The organism is Deltaproteobacteria bacterium (genome assembly GCA_016219225.1).
In the GTDB taxonomy this organism is placed as follows: domain Bacteria; phylum Desulfobacterota; class RBG-13-43-22; order RBG-13-43-22; family RBG-13-43-22; genus RBG-13-43-22.
Genome location: JACRBX010000119.1, coordinates 1 through 16,812, shown reverse-complemented (window position 1 = coordinate 16,812; position 16,812 = coordinate 1). Strand labels below are relative to the sequence as shown.

The following is a 16,812-nucleotide window of genomic DNA, read 5'->3' as shown; positions in this document are numbered from 1 at the left end:
GCTTTTGGCCGGAACCAGCCCCATGATGGCTTTCAAGGTGGTGGATTTCCCTACCCCGTTTCTGCCGACCAGGCCCACCAACTCCTTTTCCCGGATCTCCAGAGTGGTGTTGTGCAGGACATGGCTCTTGCCGAAAAAGCAGTTTACATCTTTCAAGGTCAACATATCATTTTCCCAGATAAACCTTTTTGACTTCTTCGTTGTTCTTTATTTCTTCCGGAGAACCTTCGGCCAGGATGGTTCCGTAGTGCAGCACGGAAATCCGGTCGGCCAATTCCATGACCACCCCCATGTCGTGTTCCACCAGGATGATGGTTTGGCCCGAGAGCATGGCCCGCATTTTTTTGACCAGGGCCATGGATTCCTGGGTATTGAGTCCGGCGGTCGGTTCATCCAGCAAGAGGAGGTCGGGACTGGTACTCAAGGCGATGCCCATCTCCAGGATCCGTTGTTCCCCATAAGAAAGCTCGGAACAGATCCATTGGGCCTTATCCTGAAGCCCGGTCATTTCCAGCATAAATTCTGTTTTTTCCCTTACATCCTGCCATTTGATGGCCCGGATAAAAGGGTTGAAAAACCTTTTCCGGGATTGGACGGCGGCCCAGATATTTTCAAAAACCGTCAAGCCGGCAAACAGGCTGGTGATCTGCAGGGTCCGGGAAATGCCTCGATGAGAAATTTTGTCCGGACTCAGCCTGCAGATGTTTTCATTTTTGAAAAGGATTTCTCCCCGCGAAGCCGGATAAATGCCGGTGATGAGATTTAACAGAGTGGTTTTCCCGGCCCCGTTGGGTCCGATGAGTGCCCTCAGTTCTCCTTGTTGAATGGAAAGATTGGCCTGGTTAACCGCCAACAGGCCGCCGAAGGACTTGCTGACATTGGTCAGGCTTAAGATAGTTTCCAAGGATTTCAGACTCCTTTACTTGCCTTTTCTTTGAAACAGTCCGACCAAACCTTTGGGGGCGGTCAAAACCATAAAAACCAGGACCAGACCGATAACCAGGTCAGTTCCTTGCATATAATTGACTAAATAATGTTCCAGAGACATAATGATAGCCGTACCCAGAACCGGGCCGAGTAAGGTACCCATCCCTCCGACTATGGTATAAACCACGGCATGGCCGGAAATGCCCCAGTGCAGAAAATTGGCCGATGCATATTTCAGGGTAATCCCATAAAGCCCGCCGGCCAGACCGCTCAAGCCCCCGGCAATAATAAAGGCCAACAGTTTGTAGTGTTGAACGTTGTACCCGATCAAGCGGGCCCGGTCTTCATTCTCCCGTATGGAAATGAATATTTTCCCCAGAGGCGATTGGACCATCCGGCGCAAGAAGAGATAGGCCAGGGTCACGACCACCAGGACCAGATAATAAACGGTCTTGATATCCATAAGATTCAATGATAAGGGACCGATAGAAACCGTGGAAAGAGGGATGGTCATGCCATCGGCACCGCCGGTCAGCCCGGTCCAGGTTTCGCCAATGGTGCTTCCCATGAGGGCAAAGATCAGGGTGATAATCACGAAATGGATGCCCGTCAGTTTGACAGAAAAAAAGCCCACAAACCAGGAAAAAAGCATGGGGATCAATAGGGACAAGAGAAAGGCGGTTCCGGGTCCTATTCCGAATTTCACGATGGAAATGGAAAAGGCATAGGCCCCCAAACCGAAGAAGAGGGCCTGTCCAAAACTGAGCAGGCCGGTATAGCCGAAGATAAGATCAAATGAAATGGCAAAGAGGACCCAAACCAGGACTTCGGTCAGAAAGGTCTGGTAAAAAAGATCGACGAAAAAGGGCAATGCAATCATGGTTAAAAAAACCAGGGCAAATACGGGAATAAAAAACATGGATTTTTTTTCGTAAACCAGCACCGGCGTCACCTCTATTCACCAAACAGTCCCTGTGGGCGGAATAATAAAACGATCACCATAAAAGCCAGGGAAAAGACGGTGGCTACGGCCGGAGGCACAAACAAGGACCCGATTCCCTGGATCAAAGAAATGATGATGGCGGCAATGACCGATCCTTCGAGGTTTCCCATGCCGCCGACAATGACGATGATAAAAGCCATGATCAGGATTTCACGACCCATCATAAAGTCCACGTAGACGATCGGGGCGGCCAGAACCCCGGAAAAGGCAGCCAGACCGGAGCCCAGTACAAAGGTCCACATGTAGACTTTGTTGACCGGAATCCCCAGTCCTATGGCCATTTCCCGGTCCTGGACCACGGCCCGCATCCAGAGGCCGTATTTGGTGCGGTTCAAGAAAAACCACAGGCCGATCATAACCCCCACCGAGATGGCGGCAATGACGATACGCATCAGAGGATATTCCAGATTAAAAAGAGGAAAGCGGTAGGTAATCGGTATGGGGATCCTTCGGGGGGTGCCTCCGAAGGTCATAAAGACCAGGTGCTGGGCAGCCATCATAATACCAAAGGTGCAGATGATGGTGATCAGGGGCTTGTCTTCGATAGTCCGGAGTAACCCCCGTTCAATAGCCATCCCGATGCCTCCGACGATGATCGGGGCGATGACCAGAGACAACCAGAAATTTCCGGTCCACTCGATTAGATACCAGGCCACCACCGCCCCCAGCATATATAAAATGCCATGAGCCATGTTGATGATGTGCAACAGGCCGAAGATCATATTTAAACCCAGTGCGATAAGGGCCATGATCAGCCCCCAGACCACGCCGTTTAAAATAGCTACCGATAGATTGGAAATCACAGAAGAATACCTCTCGCCATTTGTTTCAAACAACACGAAAAAACGAATAATGATGCATTCGTAAAAAGTCCAAAAGCGCCGATTTACGTCATTCCCGTGAAAACGGGTCCCGCCTTTGGCGGGATTAATTAGTTACAAATAGCCTGGATTCCCGCCTACGCGGGAATGACGAGTTTTTACGAGACCATCAATAATGAATTTCGAATTTCGAATCATGAAGGTGTTCGGGCTCTCTTTCCTTCGACCTTCATTATTCTTTATTCGATATTCGCTTTTTCAAGTTGCGTGGGCCGCTTCCGGCGCATAGGGTTTGTTCCGGATTGGCCGAACCTTTGCTTAGACCTTGCCTCTCAGATCGATCATCGGGTCATACATCAATTTTTCCTTGGGGACCCGGGCCAGAACCTTTAATTTCAGGTCGGGCGTGACTTCTGAAATATAGTGATCGTGGAAGCCCTGATGATCCTCTTCCCGCATGACCAGGTCACCCTGGGGGGCCCAAGGGCCGGCCTTGAGCTTCATTCTGACCACGGCCTTGATAAAATCGGCATTCTTGGAATTGTCTTTCCAGCCGGTTTGTTCCACCCCTTGTTTGATCATATAAGGCACGGTCCACATGGACCACATGTGGGAATGGGCACTGGTGATCTTGGCATCTTTGGCGTCTTTGCCATCATCGGTGACCCCCACGGCTTTACGGTAGGCCCGTTCAAAGCCTTGCAATTCCTTGGGCACCTGATCGAAATGGCGGGGCTGATATTCGATGTAGTGGGCCCCGGCCGATTCCTTTCCGACCACTTCCTGTCCGATTCCTTCCGTACAGCAGATGACGGTGTAGCGTTGCATTTTTTTATGGAGCCCTAATTCCACGGTCTGTCGCATGACTCCCAGGGCCGCCGGGTTCAGGAAGGCGGTAAACAGGACATCGATATCAGGATCTATTTTTTGCAGGAAGGGCACAAAATCCTTGGTGGTTTGCGGGGCCCGGATTTCCTGGATTTTTCCTCCGGCAGCCTTGACGCGCTTTCCGAATTCCTCGGCCAGGGAATGTCCCCAGGCATAATCAGCCACCATAAAGGCCCATTTTTTCCCCAGGGTTTTAAAACCCCATTCCCAGCCGGCCATGGCCTGCATCAGGGCATGAGTATGAATACGGATATAATGGGGGACGGCCCCTTTGCCGGTCAGGCCCGAGGCCATGGCTCCGCCGCTGAAATAGGGGATCTTGAATTGTTCGGCAATGGGGAAACAGGCCAATTGAATGCCGGAATGGATGGAGCCCATGATGAAATCCACTTTATCTTCCAGGACCAGTTTTTTGAACATCTGGGCCCCATGGGCAGGATTGAATTTGGTGTCGTAATCGATGAGTTCGACTTTACGGCCGGCAATGCCGCCTTCGGCGTTCAGCTTGGCCACGGCCGCTTTGCCGACTTTGTCCAACCAGTAGCCGTATTCGGTGGCCCCGACCGTCAATTCCTGGATCATACCGATCTTGATCGGTTTTTCCGCTCCGTAGGTAAAAGGGGTGAAAGCCCAGGAACTAAGACTTAATCCGGCAGCGCCCAAGGCGGTGGTTTTAAGAAAATTACGGCGTGACAATTCCTTATTCAAAATACCCTTATCTTGATGCTCGGTTTTTTTGGTATCCATAGCCCCCTCCAACGTAAATGGTTAGAATTGGTTGACAGAGTTAAATGATTGCTGAATTTTTCGTTTTAAGTTCGCTTACACCTCCTTTCTGATTTTGTTCGAAAATAGAAAAATTCGGGCTATAGGCGAATAGAAACCCATAAACCCGTTAAACCTTGCCCATAGCCCCTAAAAAATATTTTCATGCTTCGTGGCGCCCTGTTGACGGGGCACTGTAGCAATCGGTATTAATCGCCCAAATCCTGTTAATCCTGTCAAACTTCTTTTTCCGGCAGAACCCGGTCGATCAATTCGGTCAGGTCTAAAAGTTTCATAGGGCTGCCGATCCCCTGGGCCCCCTGATTTAAATTATAGTGACAAAAAGGACAGATGGAGACCATGGTCTCGGCCCCGGTTTCCATACCTTCCTGGATCCGTAAGGCGGCATTGCGTTGGGCCCAGTCGGGGAAACCGGTCATAACCCCGCCGCCCCCTCCACAGCAATAGGAATTGGCCCGGATTCTTTGCATCTCGGTAAGTTCAATCCCGGGAATGGCCTTGAGCAGGTCTCGGGGCACATCATAAAGGCAATCTTCTTCATTCAAACTGATATAGGCCCCGGCCCACAACTGGGACCCGTCTTTATCCACCAGGAATTTGGTTAAATGGCGGCCGGCATGGCAGGGATCATGATAGGTGACCTTCCAGGGAAGAGGACCGGAAAATTCCAGACGGCCGGCCTTATACAGGTCATAGAGGAACTGGGAGACATGGATGACCTTGATGCCTTTCATCATCTCCTCATATTCATCGGCCAGGGAATAATCTTTCAGGATAGCCCGGTAACAGCCGGCGCAGGCCGTGACAATGGTCTCCACCCCCTGTTTTTCGTGGAGCTTTTTGAAAGTTTCCAGGTTGGCTTCGGCCATCCGTTTAAAGGCCTCGGCGTCGCCCAGCCTCATGGCCGTTGATCCGCAGCAGAGTTCATTTTCCCCCAGAATTCCATAATCCAGCCCCAGTTTATTAAAGATCGAGGCAGTGGCCTGGGGGATGACCCGTTCCGGCACGTTATAGGCACCGGTACAGCCGACAAAATAGAGCAGGGGGGCCGGTTCCTTGTTGATGTCCTTGATGGGTTTTTGTTTGCCTTTCTTGAAGATCCTGGCCCAGTCGGTCCGGACCCGGCGCGGCCCTTGATAAGGATTGTCATAACTGCGCAGGGATTGGGCGATCACCTTCTGGGCCGGTAAAGGCCCGGCCCCGGCTTCCACGGCCTTGCGCCGCAGGGCTTCGAATATCTCCGGGATATAGGGCTTGTGATCCAGTTGGCATTGGGATTGGCAGCCGGCGCAGATGGTACATTTATAGACGGCCTCGACCAGTTCTTCATCCCATTCCAGTTCCCCGCTTAGGATGCCCCGGGCAAAGGCGATTTTACCTTTGGAAGCCATAAAGCCTTCAAAACCGAATTCCGTTCCAGCCGGACAAATTTCCCGGCATTGGGAAGGTGGCCCGTAATCATAGGCTACTTTGCAGGTCCCGCAGGCCGTACATCTCCAAATTGCGTCTTCCAACTCTTCCAGAGTAGAAATATTCCATTTCATACTTTTCTCCTAATTATTAAGAGGATGACAATCGATCAATTTCATACTTTATCCAAAGGGCGTTACTTCTGGACCCCGGCTTTCGCCGGGGTGACGCTCATGGGGAATATTTCCTCCGTCATTCCGGCGAAAGCCGGAATCCAGAGTTTTTCTTTTTAATTTTAAAATCCATAAGGGTTTGGGAAATCAGATTCCCAGCTTTCCCGGATTCATGATATCGTTCGGATCCAGAAGGGCTTTTATCTTTTTCAACAACAGCAGGTATCCCGGATGGGCCCGTTTATTAATTTCTATGGCATAATCCACCGGTGGTTTGTAAGGCATCCCACCATGGTCGAGGTCGACTTTTAAACATTCGACAATGGCCTGACGGGCATTTTCCGTTTCTTTGGCACTTTTTTTGTTGAAGGGGATCATGGCCCGGAGCATGCCGTAATGGACCCCCCGGTACATACTCATGCGGATCGAAGGAGAGAGGTTGTGGTCGATCAGGATTTTTTTCCAATCGTTATAAACCGGGGCCCATTTGTTGGCCGGCGTAAAGGTTCCCGGCCAGGAAATACCGGCCCCGCCTTGTTTACAGTAATTCTTGGTCGAGCCGACGATCTGGCTGGGCAAATGGGTCCGAGCGCGTAAGGCCTCCTCGGGATATTGGGTGACCTGAATGGAAGTCCCCTTCTTCTTTTCCTCTTCTAATACCGTTTCCCAGATTTCCACCCGGGCTTCCTTTTCCTTTTCGGTAAAGGAGTTGGTGTTGGCAAAACAGAACCATTCGTGGGCATTTTCCGGTTTCGGTTTGTAGGGGTAAGGGATAGGGACCTGGGCCAGCCACCAGGAAACGGCGGTCAGGTCGTCACAGATCTCGTAGTTGCTCAAGTTCATCATATAGGAGACCATGTCTTCCACATTTTGACAGGAAACAGTAAAGACCTTGAGGACCGGCGGAATCGGGTGTACGGTGATGCCCAGTTTGGTGACGACCCCGGTGCTGCCGAGCCAGCCTTTGAACAACCCATCCATCTGGGGCATGGGTAAAACGCTATGCCAAGCTTCGGGATTGATGGCGCAGGAGCCGACCCGGACCAGTTCTCCTGTGGGCAGGACCACTTCCATGCTGGTAATCTCCTGGCTGTTCAAACCATAGCGGGCATTTAATCCGCCGATGCCGTGGGATATGGCGCAGGAAGAAACCGAGGCCGAAGGCGGCCCCACCGGCCAGCCGAAGCGGAGGTTGTGTTTGTATAAGGCGCTGGCTAATTGGGCATGGGACACCCCGGGTTCGATCACCGCATAATGGGATTCGGTATCAATATTGATGATCTTGTTCATCCTCTTCAAATCCAGGATGATCCCGCCGCGCTCCGGTATGGTCAGCCCGCCAATGTTGGTCCCGGCGGTATAGGGGACTACCGGGATCTTTTCTTTATTGGCCAGTCTGAGGACCCCCTGAACCTGTTCCACGGTCGAGGCCATGACCACATAGTCCGGCATCTTCGGGGTAACAAAGGACATATCATAGGAATAGGCGTAGCGGATATGTTTGGAGGCGGTGGCGTTTTCTTTGCCGACGATGGAAGCCAATTCATTCAAAATCGCATCTTTATTGGTAACGTGCATCAGTTAAACCCTCCTTACTCAGGATGTTTGGATTTTTAACAATTCCTCCATCCCTTCTTTGGCGAATCACTGCTTTTAGCAGGGGCGGATTTTAAATCCGCCCCGACGCCGTTTAGACCAACGATTTAAGTTTTTCGATCCGGGTCACCTTTTTTTTGGCAACGAGTTTAAAATTTACGGGTAAGTCGGCCATATTATCAGAACGTTTGGATTCCCCTTTGCTCTTACGAGCCGCCTTTTTCCCCGAAACAGCAAGGTCTTTTTTTTCAAACCGGGGAGCAATGCCTTTTGATTTATTATCGTCTTTAAAAGCTTTCGGTCGACTGAGTTTGGTCGGATCGAAAGGGGCGGACCCGATGACCCGGCAGAGATACTGATCCACTTCCAGAAGGTCCTGGGTCATGGCCATCTCGGCACCGGGGGCGTCCTTTTTGATCAAACATTCCAGGATCTTCTGATGGGATTTTCGAACGTCCCGATAAAAATCAGGGCCTGGTTTTACCTTCGATTTAATAGAGTCCAACAGGTTGTCGACAAAGTCAACAATCAGGATCAATAAAGTGTTTTCCGCCATTCTGGCCAGATAGCGATGGAAGCCGATCTCCTTGGAGACTTCGTCGGCGGACCCTGAAGGTTTTTCACCGACGATCTTTTTTAGATTTTCGATGTCTTTGTCGGTTATTTTTGAAGCGGCGATTCGGGCCACCGTGGGCTCAATCAGATACCGGAGCATGGTAATTTCTTGAATCGAAAGGGTTTGAAAATGGAGAAAATTGATGATGCTGTGGATGGTAGTCCGCATGCCTACTTCGGCGATAAAAATCCCTCCGCCAAGGCCTTTTCGGATCTCGATCAACCCCAAGACCTCCAGGACCCGCATGGCTTCGCGCATAGTGGCCTTGCTGACCCCGAACTGATCGGCCAATTCCTTCTCCGAGGCCAAACGGACGCCTGGCTTCAGCTTGCCGGAAAGGATGGCGTCCCGGATCTGGTCGATGATTTGATCGGAAATTTTGGAAGTCTTTTTGGCGGCTTGAAACAAGGATTTATCCTGAAACGTTTTTAAATCGATTTGTTTTTCCCGAATCTAAATTCGGTCACCGAATGGGTTTCAGGATGTCATTTAATCAAATCAAAAATTCTTGTCAAGTGAAATATCATAATATTTATATTTTTTATAATTTTTGGTTGATTTTTTGTCCGGAGCTTTATATAAAAGGTTTAAGGTTAAGGGAAAACCGGATACCTTACACCCAACACCTTGAACCATTTTTTTTGTTAAGGAGACCAGCCATGGGAATAAAAATCGATCCCCTGAAGTGCACGGCCTGCATGGCCTGTGAAATGGCCTGCGGCTATCATCGCGACGACGCCTTTGCCTTGCTTTCATCCTGTATTGTCGCCTACCGGACCAAAGAAAAAAAAGACTATTTCGGTGTGCTCTTGAAGGAAGCGGAGAATCTGGTTATCGCCCGCCCCGAAGGCCTGGAAGTCAAAAAGATCGGTGCAGTGGAAGAGGGCGGCAAGGGAGACGCCTCAGCCAAACCGATGCTGCTCCGGGAGGCCTGTGATTTATGCAGCGACCGGGAAGGCGGCCCCTTGTGCCTGAGCTTTTGTCCGGTTGATGCGATCTATCTGGATTGAAGGGTTGATACCGGTTACTCGTTACTGGTTTCTCGTTATAGGTTCTCATGTCCCAGGGGCACCGGCGAAGCATGAAAATGCGAATATCGAATATCGAATCATGCATGTCGAAGGAGAGTATTTTCTAAATTCCGAAATCCGAAATCCGAAATCCGAAATCGAAAATTATATTCTAACTAAGGAGACCCGGCTATGGACTACCTATCATCCAATAAAATTGCTATAATCGACTTAGGAACGGCAGAGATCATCGAAGAGGAACTTGACGAAGGCCTGGTTAAGGAAAAGATTGGCGGGGCCGGCATTACAACTTATCTCTATCAAAAATATGCTGCGGATGAACCCCTGGTCATTGGCTCCGGGCTTTTGACCGGCACTCTGGTCCCCGGATCGGCCCTGGCCATGATAACGGCCAAAAGCCCCCGAACCGGAACCTTGGGCCATGTTCCGCTGACCTTGTATGCCGGGATGGAACTGAAATTTTCCGGCTTTGATTATCTGGTCATCAAAGGCCGTTCTGAAAAACCGGTTTACCTCTGGCTCCACGACGGCATCGCCGACCTGCAAGATCCCGGGGATATTTGGGGAAAGGATTGCGGGGAATCCACCGAGGCGGTGCGTAAGATCGTCGGAGACGACCTGGTCCAGGTATTGTCCATCGGTCCGTCCGGGGAGGGCGGTTCCGATCTGGCGGCCGTGTCCGTCAATTTCTGGGGCAGCGGAGACCGTTTTGGGTTTGGGAAAATTTTTGGAGAAAAAAAATTGAAACTCATTGCCGTCCGGGGCATGGGTTTATTGGAAATTGCCGATCCCGAGGCATTTATGGGCCAGTGTCAGGAATTGTTGAACCGGATAAAGGGCGGGGCCTGTGCCGGGAAAAAAGGGGTGGTTGAAATGGCCACTGCCCTGGGGGAAGATGATATGGGGGCCTGGCTTTCGCCCATTGTCCATAGGCACAAAGCCTGTTTTAATACCCCTTATGCCACCAACACCTTTCTCTTTTTAGATGAAGATCCCTCATTGATGAAAGAAACGGAAAAAACCGATCCGGGGTTTTTGATAACCGATTTAGGCGGTCTGCTGGGATTCAAGAAACTCGGCTTGTCGGCCCTGGACAGTGGCCGAATACTCCGGGAGTGTGCCAGGCAGGGCCTGGACCCGGCAGGGGCGGCCGATTTATGTCTGAAATCAGGTTTAAAGGACTTGGAAGGGATCAAAGCCTTTCTTCCCCAGGCCAAAGGCCCGGTGGAAACCCAGGCCAAAGGACCTTTCAGCCCCTGGGCCCCGTCCAAACCGATCTTTGCCGATTTCGGTTTGGCGGCTGACGGCTCGCAGGATGCCGCCTGGTGGATCAGGCGACAGGCCGTGGCCTATTTGTTCGGTATCCATCCGATCTTTGCCCTGATGGCACCGGAATTAAGCGAAGAGAAGCTGCTGGAATTGGCCAATATCGGAACAGGACTCGGCTTGACGGCCGAGACGCTCGAACAGGTGATCGCTGAGGTTATCAAAGGATAGGTTCAGGGCTGAAGGATCGCCCTAAACACCGGGCTCGAGGAGCGCTTCACTTGAGGCAGAAAGTTGAGGTGCTCTATTTTCGAACCAAGCCTCCATGCCCCTGGGGCATCATGAATCACGAAATGAGGATGCTGTTTGTTTATTTGTCCTTACTTGCAACCTGGAATCAGTTTAGCTTTTTGAAAAAACGTCGATTACCTCTCCGTCATTCCGGTGAAAACCGGACTCCAGGTGTTATACTGGGACGACAAGAACCTGGATTCCGGTTTTCACAGGAATGACGTGCGCGCAAGTCAGGATTTTCAAGTAAAAGTTTCAAGTTTTTCAAGGGCTAAATTGTTACTTAGTTTTGTGTTTAAGGGAAAGACGGCGCCTCATTGAAGGAACCAACCTATCATCGGGAACTGAATAGAAAAATCCTTACCGGCCAACCGGTCCGTTATGGCCAATGGAGAGGACCGGGGATTTCAGGACAAACGGGGCCGGCCGATGACAAGGTTTTGACTTATCCCCGGATAGGGCTTTATACCGGAAAGGGCTGTTCCCATTCCTGGCTATGGTTTGTGGACCTCTTTGACCGCTATGGATTTTACGACCTGGTCCTTCTGGATGAAAACCAGATCAGAGGAGGGGCCTTACGATCCATGGACTGCCTGGCTGTTTCCGGGGGAGATACCATTGCCATGGCCCGGGGGTTGGGCCAGAAAGGAGCCGCGGAATTAGACGTTTTCCTGCAACGGGGGGGCCTTTATCTGGGCTCCTGCGCCGGGGCCTATTTGCCCTTGAATTCCTCCAAGCAACACCTCCTGCATTTTAATTTTGTCCCGGCCAGGATAACCAATCTGACTAAGGAAATCCCGGATTCCATCCGGTTGCCTGAAAAATCCCTGGCCCCTTATGGCTGTTCTTACATTTTCCACCCGGTCAGAGAGGACCTGGAGTTGACAGCCAATGGATGTCCGCCCTTTGCCGGGATGGGGTCTTTTACGGCACCTTTGTATGGCGGACCGGGTCTGATCCCCGGAGAAAGTTCCGATGTCCTGGCAAGATACAGCGGTTTTACGAAAAAGACTTTGTTTTTGGTCGACCCGGAACTGGCTCGGGAGACCTTAATCGACAAGGCCGCGGTCATTAGAAACCGTCAGGGATCCGGAGTTTTCTATCTTTTCGGCCCCCATTTTGAACATCCCTATTTCCCTGTGGCCAATCAAATTCTGACCGATTGCCTTTATTTTGAACTGGGATACGGGAACCAAAGGAAAAAGGATTCCGGAGAGATGCCCCGGTATTTCCTGTCAGGGGACAGCTCACGGCTCTGGCTGAAAGGATTGAAACGGGAAATCAGTAATGCCCGGATTGTGGCCTGCGGCCTGGAGACCCATTGGATACAATGGCTGATCGGCAATAAAATATATGAGCCTTTAAAGATCCGGTTTTTCCTTGAGGCCGTCTGGAAAAGATTGGACCTGTTGGCTCCTGGGCCGGGCCTGGCTCTTGCCGGGGATGAAGAAAAATCCTTGACGGATCAAAGCAGACAACTTACTTTCTTCCTCCGGGACCTGAAAAATAAAATCGATGCCGGCCAGGACACCCTTTTCTTAGCTGAAAAACTGTTTCAGGAATTACAACTTTTCACCCGACGATTTTTAGAGATTTTTTTTAGGACCCGGTTGTCGGCCTTTCCAGACAACCCAAATTAAGATAACGGAACTCCAACATGCCCCTTCAGGCACCGAAAAACATGAAAATGCGGATGACTACTCTCAACCGGTTAAACCTGAAACTTGAAACCTGGAACTTGAAACTTTGTTTCCAGTCCAAAATTTTCCGTTACACCCTGTTGCTTTTTGGGGTCGGCTTCATCCTGTGCGGCTTTTCCCGGACCTCCTGGGCCATGAAGGACGGCCAGGCCGAACCTTCCTGGTTTATCGATCTCAGCCGTTATGCCCTTTCCGCCCATTCGCAGTTGAGCTGCGAGATCTGTCACGGAAACATGAAGGAAATGGACAAACCACATCCCGATTCCAGCGACACCCGGTTCCTTAAGAAGGATGCGGTCAGCCAATACGATTACCGGCGCTGCCGGAGTTGTCACCGTCTGTCTTATGACCGGTACCTGAAGGGCGCCCATGCCAAGGCCCTCCTGAAAGAACAAAAAGATCCAAGGGCACCCACTTGCGGCGACTGCCATTCGGCTCATTACGAAAAGGCCCATCTATCCAGACTGGAAACCGGAAGACAGATGACCGAGTCCTGCGGATCCTGCCATCCGGCCCAGAAGGTGACCTATCTGGAAAATTATCATGGCAAGGCGGCGGTCCATTTAGGCAATACCAAGGCCGCCTTTTGCACCGACTGCCACGGGGCCCATACCTGCCTTTCCCTGAAAGACAGGAAGGAAGCCTTGCAGGCCTGTCAGCGCTGCCATCCCCGGGCCTCCTTAAGTTTTGCCGGGCTGATCATTCATCCGACCCCCCCTCCTGATGCCAAAGCCAATCCGGAGAAGGCGGCCAAGGTGGCGGTGATCCGGATCGTGACCATCCTTATGGGGGCCATGGCCCTGGTGGTGATTTGTTTTTTCTACGGTCATTCCTTCCTCTGGTTGCTTAGAGAAATTCATGAAAAATTGAGAAGGCCAAAATAATGGTGGCTAATTCTGTTTCTTCGGAACTTTATCTCCGGTTTTCGGTCCTCAACCGGTTCTTGCACTGGATCGTCATGGTAGGTTTTATCGGACTGGCCTTGACCGGTTTCTCTTTTAAATTCGGCTCTCAGTGGTGGGCCCAGGGGGTTGTCTTTCTCCTGGGGGGCCCGGAGCGGCTGGCCTATTGGCATCGCTTTTGTGCCCTCCTGACCTACAGCGGGGTGATCATCCACCTGGGCTGGCTGGTCTATTTCAAAACCCTGTTAAAAGGCAGGCTGACCGGCCCTCAGACCCTTTTCCCTTCCGGCCGGGATGTAAAAGACCTGGTTCAGCACATCCTTTATTTCCTGGGCCGCTCCCGGCCCCCCCGGTTCAACCGCTTTACCTACTGGGAGAAGATCGATTACTGGGCCATCCTGATCGGGATGAATACCATGGGGCTGACCGGAGTGGTCTTATGGTTTCCGGAATTTTTTTCGGGCCTCATCCCCGGATATTTTATCAATCTGGCCCTGGTGCTGCATTTTTATGAAGCCCTGATGGCCACGGCTATCAAGGTTGTGATCCATGTCATCACCGCCCATCTGCGGCCGGAAGTCTTTCCCATGGATAAAAGCATCTTTACCGGCCTGACCACCGCAGAAAGGATCAGGCAGGAACATCCCGGGGAATGGGAAATGCTGGAAAAAGGGGGGGATCACTCATGAACCGCCTTCTGGTCCTCCTGATTGTGATGATCGGCTGCCTGTTGGCCATCCCCCGGGTTGAAGCCCAGGTTCCGGAGATGATGCCCCTGACCGTCGATGGGAAGGAACGGGTCTGTCTGGATTGTCATCGCCTTCCCAATATTGCAACCAATGAAGGCATCCTGACTTCCCAGGCCTTGTGTTATGAATGCCATGCCCAAGCGACTGTCATGCGGCAGACAGCCGATCGATCGGTGGTGCTGCAAGTCACCCCTGATTCATTTAAAAATAATCGCCACGCCTATATTGCCTGTATCGACTGCCACAGGGATGTGGCCAGATCCCCCCACAAATCCCTGGCCGGGGCCAAGTGTCAATCCTGCCATCCGGTCCATGGGGAAGGGGCGGTCGGCGACCCGCACCTCAGGGTAAGCTGTCAGGCCTGCCACCACCGATCGAAATTTGTCTTTCAGGACCGTAGCAGCGATAAAGTTCGGCTTTCGGCCCTGGATGCAAAAAAGGTCCCCATTGCCCTGACGGATCATGCCCTGGCCGATACCAAAGACAAGACCCTTTGCCTGAAATGCCATTTTTCCGGAAATCAGGTGGGGGCCGCAGCCGCTGTCCTGCCGGCCAAGAGCGTTTTGTGCCTGGTCTGCCACAACGCCCCGCTGGCCGTCGGCCATTCCATGTTTTGGGCAGCCTTTTTAATATTGCTTCTCGGACTGTTTAGTACCCTTTTCTTCTGGTTTCAGGGAAGCGTGGCCGGAGAAGAGAAGTCCCTGCACCGGAAGATTGCCCTGAGTTCCGAGGGAATCTGGAAGACCCTCTTTTCCAGAAAGATAGGCCCCATTTTAAAAACAATTTTCTGGGATGTTTTTTTGCAGCGCAGGATTCTTCAGGAGAGTGTCAAACGATGGTCCATCCATTCCCTGATTTTTCTTTCCATCTTGCTCCGTTTCGGGATAAGTGTCTTTACCTGGTTTGCCTACCGGATAGGGCCTGACAGCGCTCTGGCCCGGGCCTTGATCGATAAGAACAACGGTTTTGTGGCCTTCGCCTATGATTTCCTCGGGCTGCTGATCCTCCTGGGCCTGCTCCTGGCTCTTACCCAGCGTTTTGTCATCCGGCCAGCCCATAGCCTTTCCGAAGGGCAGGACAACTTAGCCATCGGGATCCTGGGGGTCCTGATTCTCTTAGGTTTTTTCCTGGAAGGGGTCAGGATCCTGATCACCCGTGTCCCGATGGAAACAGCCGTCTATGCCTTTATCGGCTATCCGTTGTCCATTTTGTTTTCCTGGCTCCCCTGGGATTGGCAAACCGTTTATGTCTATCTCTGGTACGCCCATGCCGCGGTAGCGGCTGCATTTATCGCTTGTCTCCCCTTTGGGAAGATGAAACATATAATCCAAACCCCTTTGAGTTTGATTTTGAATTATAAAAGGAAACTTGTATGTCCGAAGAAAATATGAACCTTGAGAACAGCCCTCCCGAAGAACCCAAGGTCCGGGATCTTCCGGTTTCCAATCTGGATATAAAAAAATTGATTCAGCTTCAGGGTTGTACCCGTTGCGGGGAATGTTTGAACTGGTGTCCGGTTTATGACCAGGATATGCGGGAGGCCATTTTACCCCGAAAAAAAATCCAGGATTTTACGCAGATCGTTAAATCCCAGCAAGGACTTTTGGCCCGGATTATGAAACAGGACCGGGTAGGGGAGCCCCTAAAAAAAATATTGGCCGCGGTTTTCGGCTATCACCCGGTCGGCCCGGAGCAAATGGAGGAGTTTGTCCGCAACCTCTATGAATGCTCGACCTGCGGCCAGTGTCAAATCGTCTGTCCGGCCAATATCGACACGGTCAATCTCTGGGAAGATATCCGGCGGTTGATCGTTTCGGCCGATTATGGGCCCCTCGAATCCCAGAAGGTCCTGGTTAAAAGCGTCAAGGCCTATGACAACCCCTGGCAGCAGCCCAGGGCGGCCCGGACCAAGTGGATCCGCCGGGCCCAGAAGGACAACGAGATCAGCGCCCCTCCCCGGGAGATCAAGAAGACCCATGGAAAGGTCCTTCTTTTTTTGGGATGTACTGCGGTCTATGACGTCAACGTCAAACAGATTGCCGTCAGTACCATCAATATCCTGGAATCCCTGGGGATCGATTACGGTTGTCTGGGGGGGGATGAAAAATGCTGCGGCAGCGTGCTCTTGCGCATGGGCGACAAGGAATTTGAACGGATCGCCGGGGACAACATCAAGATGTTCAACGCCCTGAATATTCAAACCCTGGTCAGTTCCTGTTCGGGGTGTTTTAAGACCATTAAAGAGGACTACCCCAAGGTCGGAAAACTGAATTTCGAAGTGTTGCACACAGTAGAATTTCTGCGGCGCCAGGTGGAAGAGGGAAAACTGAAATTCATCCATCCGGTGGAAAAGAAGATTACCTATCATGACCCCTGCCATCTGGGCCGGGCCAGCGGGGTTTATGAGGATCCCCGGTTCATCATGGAGGCCATCCCCGGTCTGGATTTGATCGAGATGCCCCGGAGCCGGAAATATTCCCGCTGCTGCGGGGCCGGAGGGGGGCTCAAGGCCGGCTATCCGGATATCCAGAACAAGATGGCCCAGCGCCGGGTTAAAGAGGCCGAAGCCACCGGGGCCGAAGAACTGGTCTCGGCCTGTCCTTTCTGCTATGCCGGTTTGCAGGTGGGCATCAAGGCCCTGGAATCCCCTCTG

At 51.6% G+C, this 16,812-nt stretch carries 15 protein-coding genes; 7 read left to right on the top strand and 8 right to left on the bottom strand.

What is annotated here, in order from left to right:
- The 8 genes from HY879_10710 to HY879_10675 form a co-directional block, all read right to left on the bottom strand.
- Positions 1-165: ATP-binding cassette domain-containing protein (locus HY879_10710; GenBank protein ID MBI5603817.1), on the bottom strand; the 165-nt coding region annotated here is incomplete at its 3' end.
- A 1-nt stretch (position 166) separates the two neighbouring features.
- A complete protein-coding gene (locus HY879_10705) occupies positions 167-904 on the bottom strand; it encodes an ABC transporter ATP-binding protein (protein MBI5603816.1) in 738 nt (245 codons plus the stop codon).
- A 15-nt stretch (positions 905-919) separates the two neighbouring features.
- A complete protein-coding gene (locus HY879_10700) occupies positions 920-1,870 on the bottom strand; it encodes a branched-chain amino acid ABC transporter permease (protein MBI5603815.1) in 951 nt (316 codons plus the stop codon).
- A gap of 11 nt (positions 1,871-1,881) precedes the next feature.
- On the bottom strand, positions 1,882-2,733 hold the full coding sequence (locus HY879_10695; protein MBI5603814.1) for a branched-chain amino acid ABC transporter permease: 852 nt from the start codon (positions 2,731-2,733) through the stop codon (positions 1,882-1,884).
- Positions 2,734-3,069: 336 nt separating this feature from the next.
- The gene (locus tag HY879_10690; GenBank protein MBI5603813.1) at positions 3,070-4,386 is read right to left on the bottom strand and encodes an ABC transporter substrate-binding protein; all 1,317 of its coding nucleotides are present in this window, start codon (positions 4,384-4,386) and stop codon (positions 3,070-3,072) included.
- Positions 4,387-4,640: 254 nt separating this feature from the next.
- The gene (locus tag HY879_10685; GenBank protein MBI5603812.1) at positions 4,641-5,969 is read right to left on the bottom strand and encodes a (Fe-S)-binding protein; all 1,329 of its coding nucleotides are present in this window, start codon (positions 5,967-5,969) and stop codon (positions 4,641-4,643) included.
- 186 nt (positions 5,970-6,155) lie between these two features.
- Positions 6,156-7,586 (bottom strand): FAD-binding oxidoreductase, encoded by a 1,431-nt coding sequence (locus HY879_10680; protein ID MBI5603811.1) that lies wholly within the window; start codon positions 7,584-7,586, stop codon positions 6,156-6,158.
- A gap of 112 nt (positions 7,587-7,698) precedes the next feature.
- Positions 7,699-8,628, bottom strand: a complete 930-nt coding sequence (locus tag HY879_10675) for a FadR family transcriptional regulator (GenBank protein MBI5603810.1) — start codon at positions 8,626-8,628, stop codon at positions 7,699-7,701.
- A 251-nt stretch (positions 8,629-8,879) separates the two neighbouring features.
- Between HY879_10675 and HY879_10670 the strand changes: the two genes are divergently transcribed.
- The 7 genes from HY879_10670 to HY879_10640 all read left to right on the top strand — a co-directional run.
- A complete protein-coding gene (locus HY879_10670; protein ID MBI5603809.1) occupies positions 8,880-9,230 on the top strand; it encodes a 4Fe-4S binding protein in 351 nt (116 codons plus the stop codon).
- A gap of 192 nt (positions 9,231-9,422) precedes the next feature.
- A complete protein-coding gene (locus tag HY879_10665) occupies positions 9,423-10,748 on the top strand; it encodes a hypothetical protein (protein MBI5603808.1) in 1,326 nt (441 codons plus the stop codon).
- A gap of 377 nt (positions 10,749-11,125) precedes the next feature.
- On the top strand, positions 11,126-12,448 hold the full coding sequence (locus HY879_10660; GenBank protein ID MBI5603807.1) for a hypothetical protein: 1,323 nt from the start codon (positions 11,126-11,128) through the stop codon (positions 12,446-12,448).
- A gap of 53 nt (positions 12,449-12,501) precedes the next feature.
- On the top strand, positions 12,502-13,392 hold the full coding sequence (locus tag HY879_10655; protein MBI5603806.1) for a hypothetical protein: 891 nt from the start codon (positions 12,502-12,504) through the stop codon (positions 13,390-13,392).
- Entirely contained in the window at positions 13,392-14,099 is a 708-nt protein-coding gene (locus HY879_10650) for a cytochrome b/b6 domain-containing protein (GenBank protein ID MBI5603805.1), read from the top strand. The genes HY879_10655 and HY879_10650 overlap by 1 nt, the downstream gene beginning before the upstream one ends.
- Positions 14,096-15,550 carry a cytochrome c3 family protein gene (locus tag HY879_10645; GenBank protein MBI5603804.1) on the top strand — a complete coding sequence of 485 codons (1,455 nt, stop codon included), beginning with the start codon at positions 14,096-14,098 and terminating at the stop codon, positions 15,548-15,550. The genes HY879_10650 and HY879_10645 overlap by 4 nt, the downstream gene beginning before the upstream one ends.
- A partial coding sequence (locus HY879_10640; protein MBI5603803.1) for a (Fe-S)-binding protein occupies positions 15,532-16,812 on the top strand: 1,281 nt, incomplete at its 3' end. The genes HY879_10645 and HY879_10640, both read left to right, overlap by 19 nt.

Bases quoted from the DNA above. Each gene is read 5' to 3' on its own strand.
- HY879_10680 (MBI5603811.1), bottom strand. From the start codon at position 7,586: ATGCACGTTACCAATAAAGATGCGATTTTGAATGAATTGGCTTCCATC.
- HY879_10670 (MBI5603809.1), top strand. From the start codon at position 8,880: ATGGGAATAAAAATCGATCCCCTGAAGTGCACGGCCTGCATGGCCTGT.
- HY879_10650 (MBI5603805.1), top strand. From the start codon at position 13,392: ATGGTGGCTAATTCTGTTTCTTCGGAACTTTATCTCCGGTTTTCGGTC.
- HY879_10645 (MBI5603804.1), top strand. From the start codon at position 14,096: ATGAACCGCCTTCTGGTCCTCCTGATTGTGATGATCGGCTGCCTGTTG.
- HY879_10690 (MBI5603813.1), bottom strand. From the start codon at position 4,386: ATGGATACCAAAAAAACCGAGCATCAAGATAAGGGTATTTTGAATAAG.
- HY879_10685 (MBI5603812.1), bottom strand. From the start codon at position 5,969: ATGAAATGGAATATTTCTACTCTGGAAGAGTTGGAAGACGCAATTTGG.
- HY879_10665 (MBI5603808.1), top strand. From the start codon at position 9,423: ATGGACTACCTATCATCCAATAAAATTGCTATAATCGACTTAGGAACG.
- HY879_10655 (MBI5603806.1), top strand. From the start codon at position 12,502: ATGACTACTCTCAACCGGTTAAACCTGAAACTTGAAACCTGGAACTTG.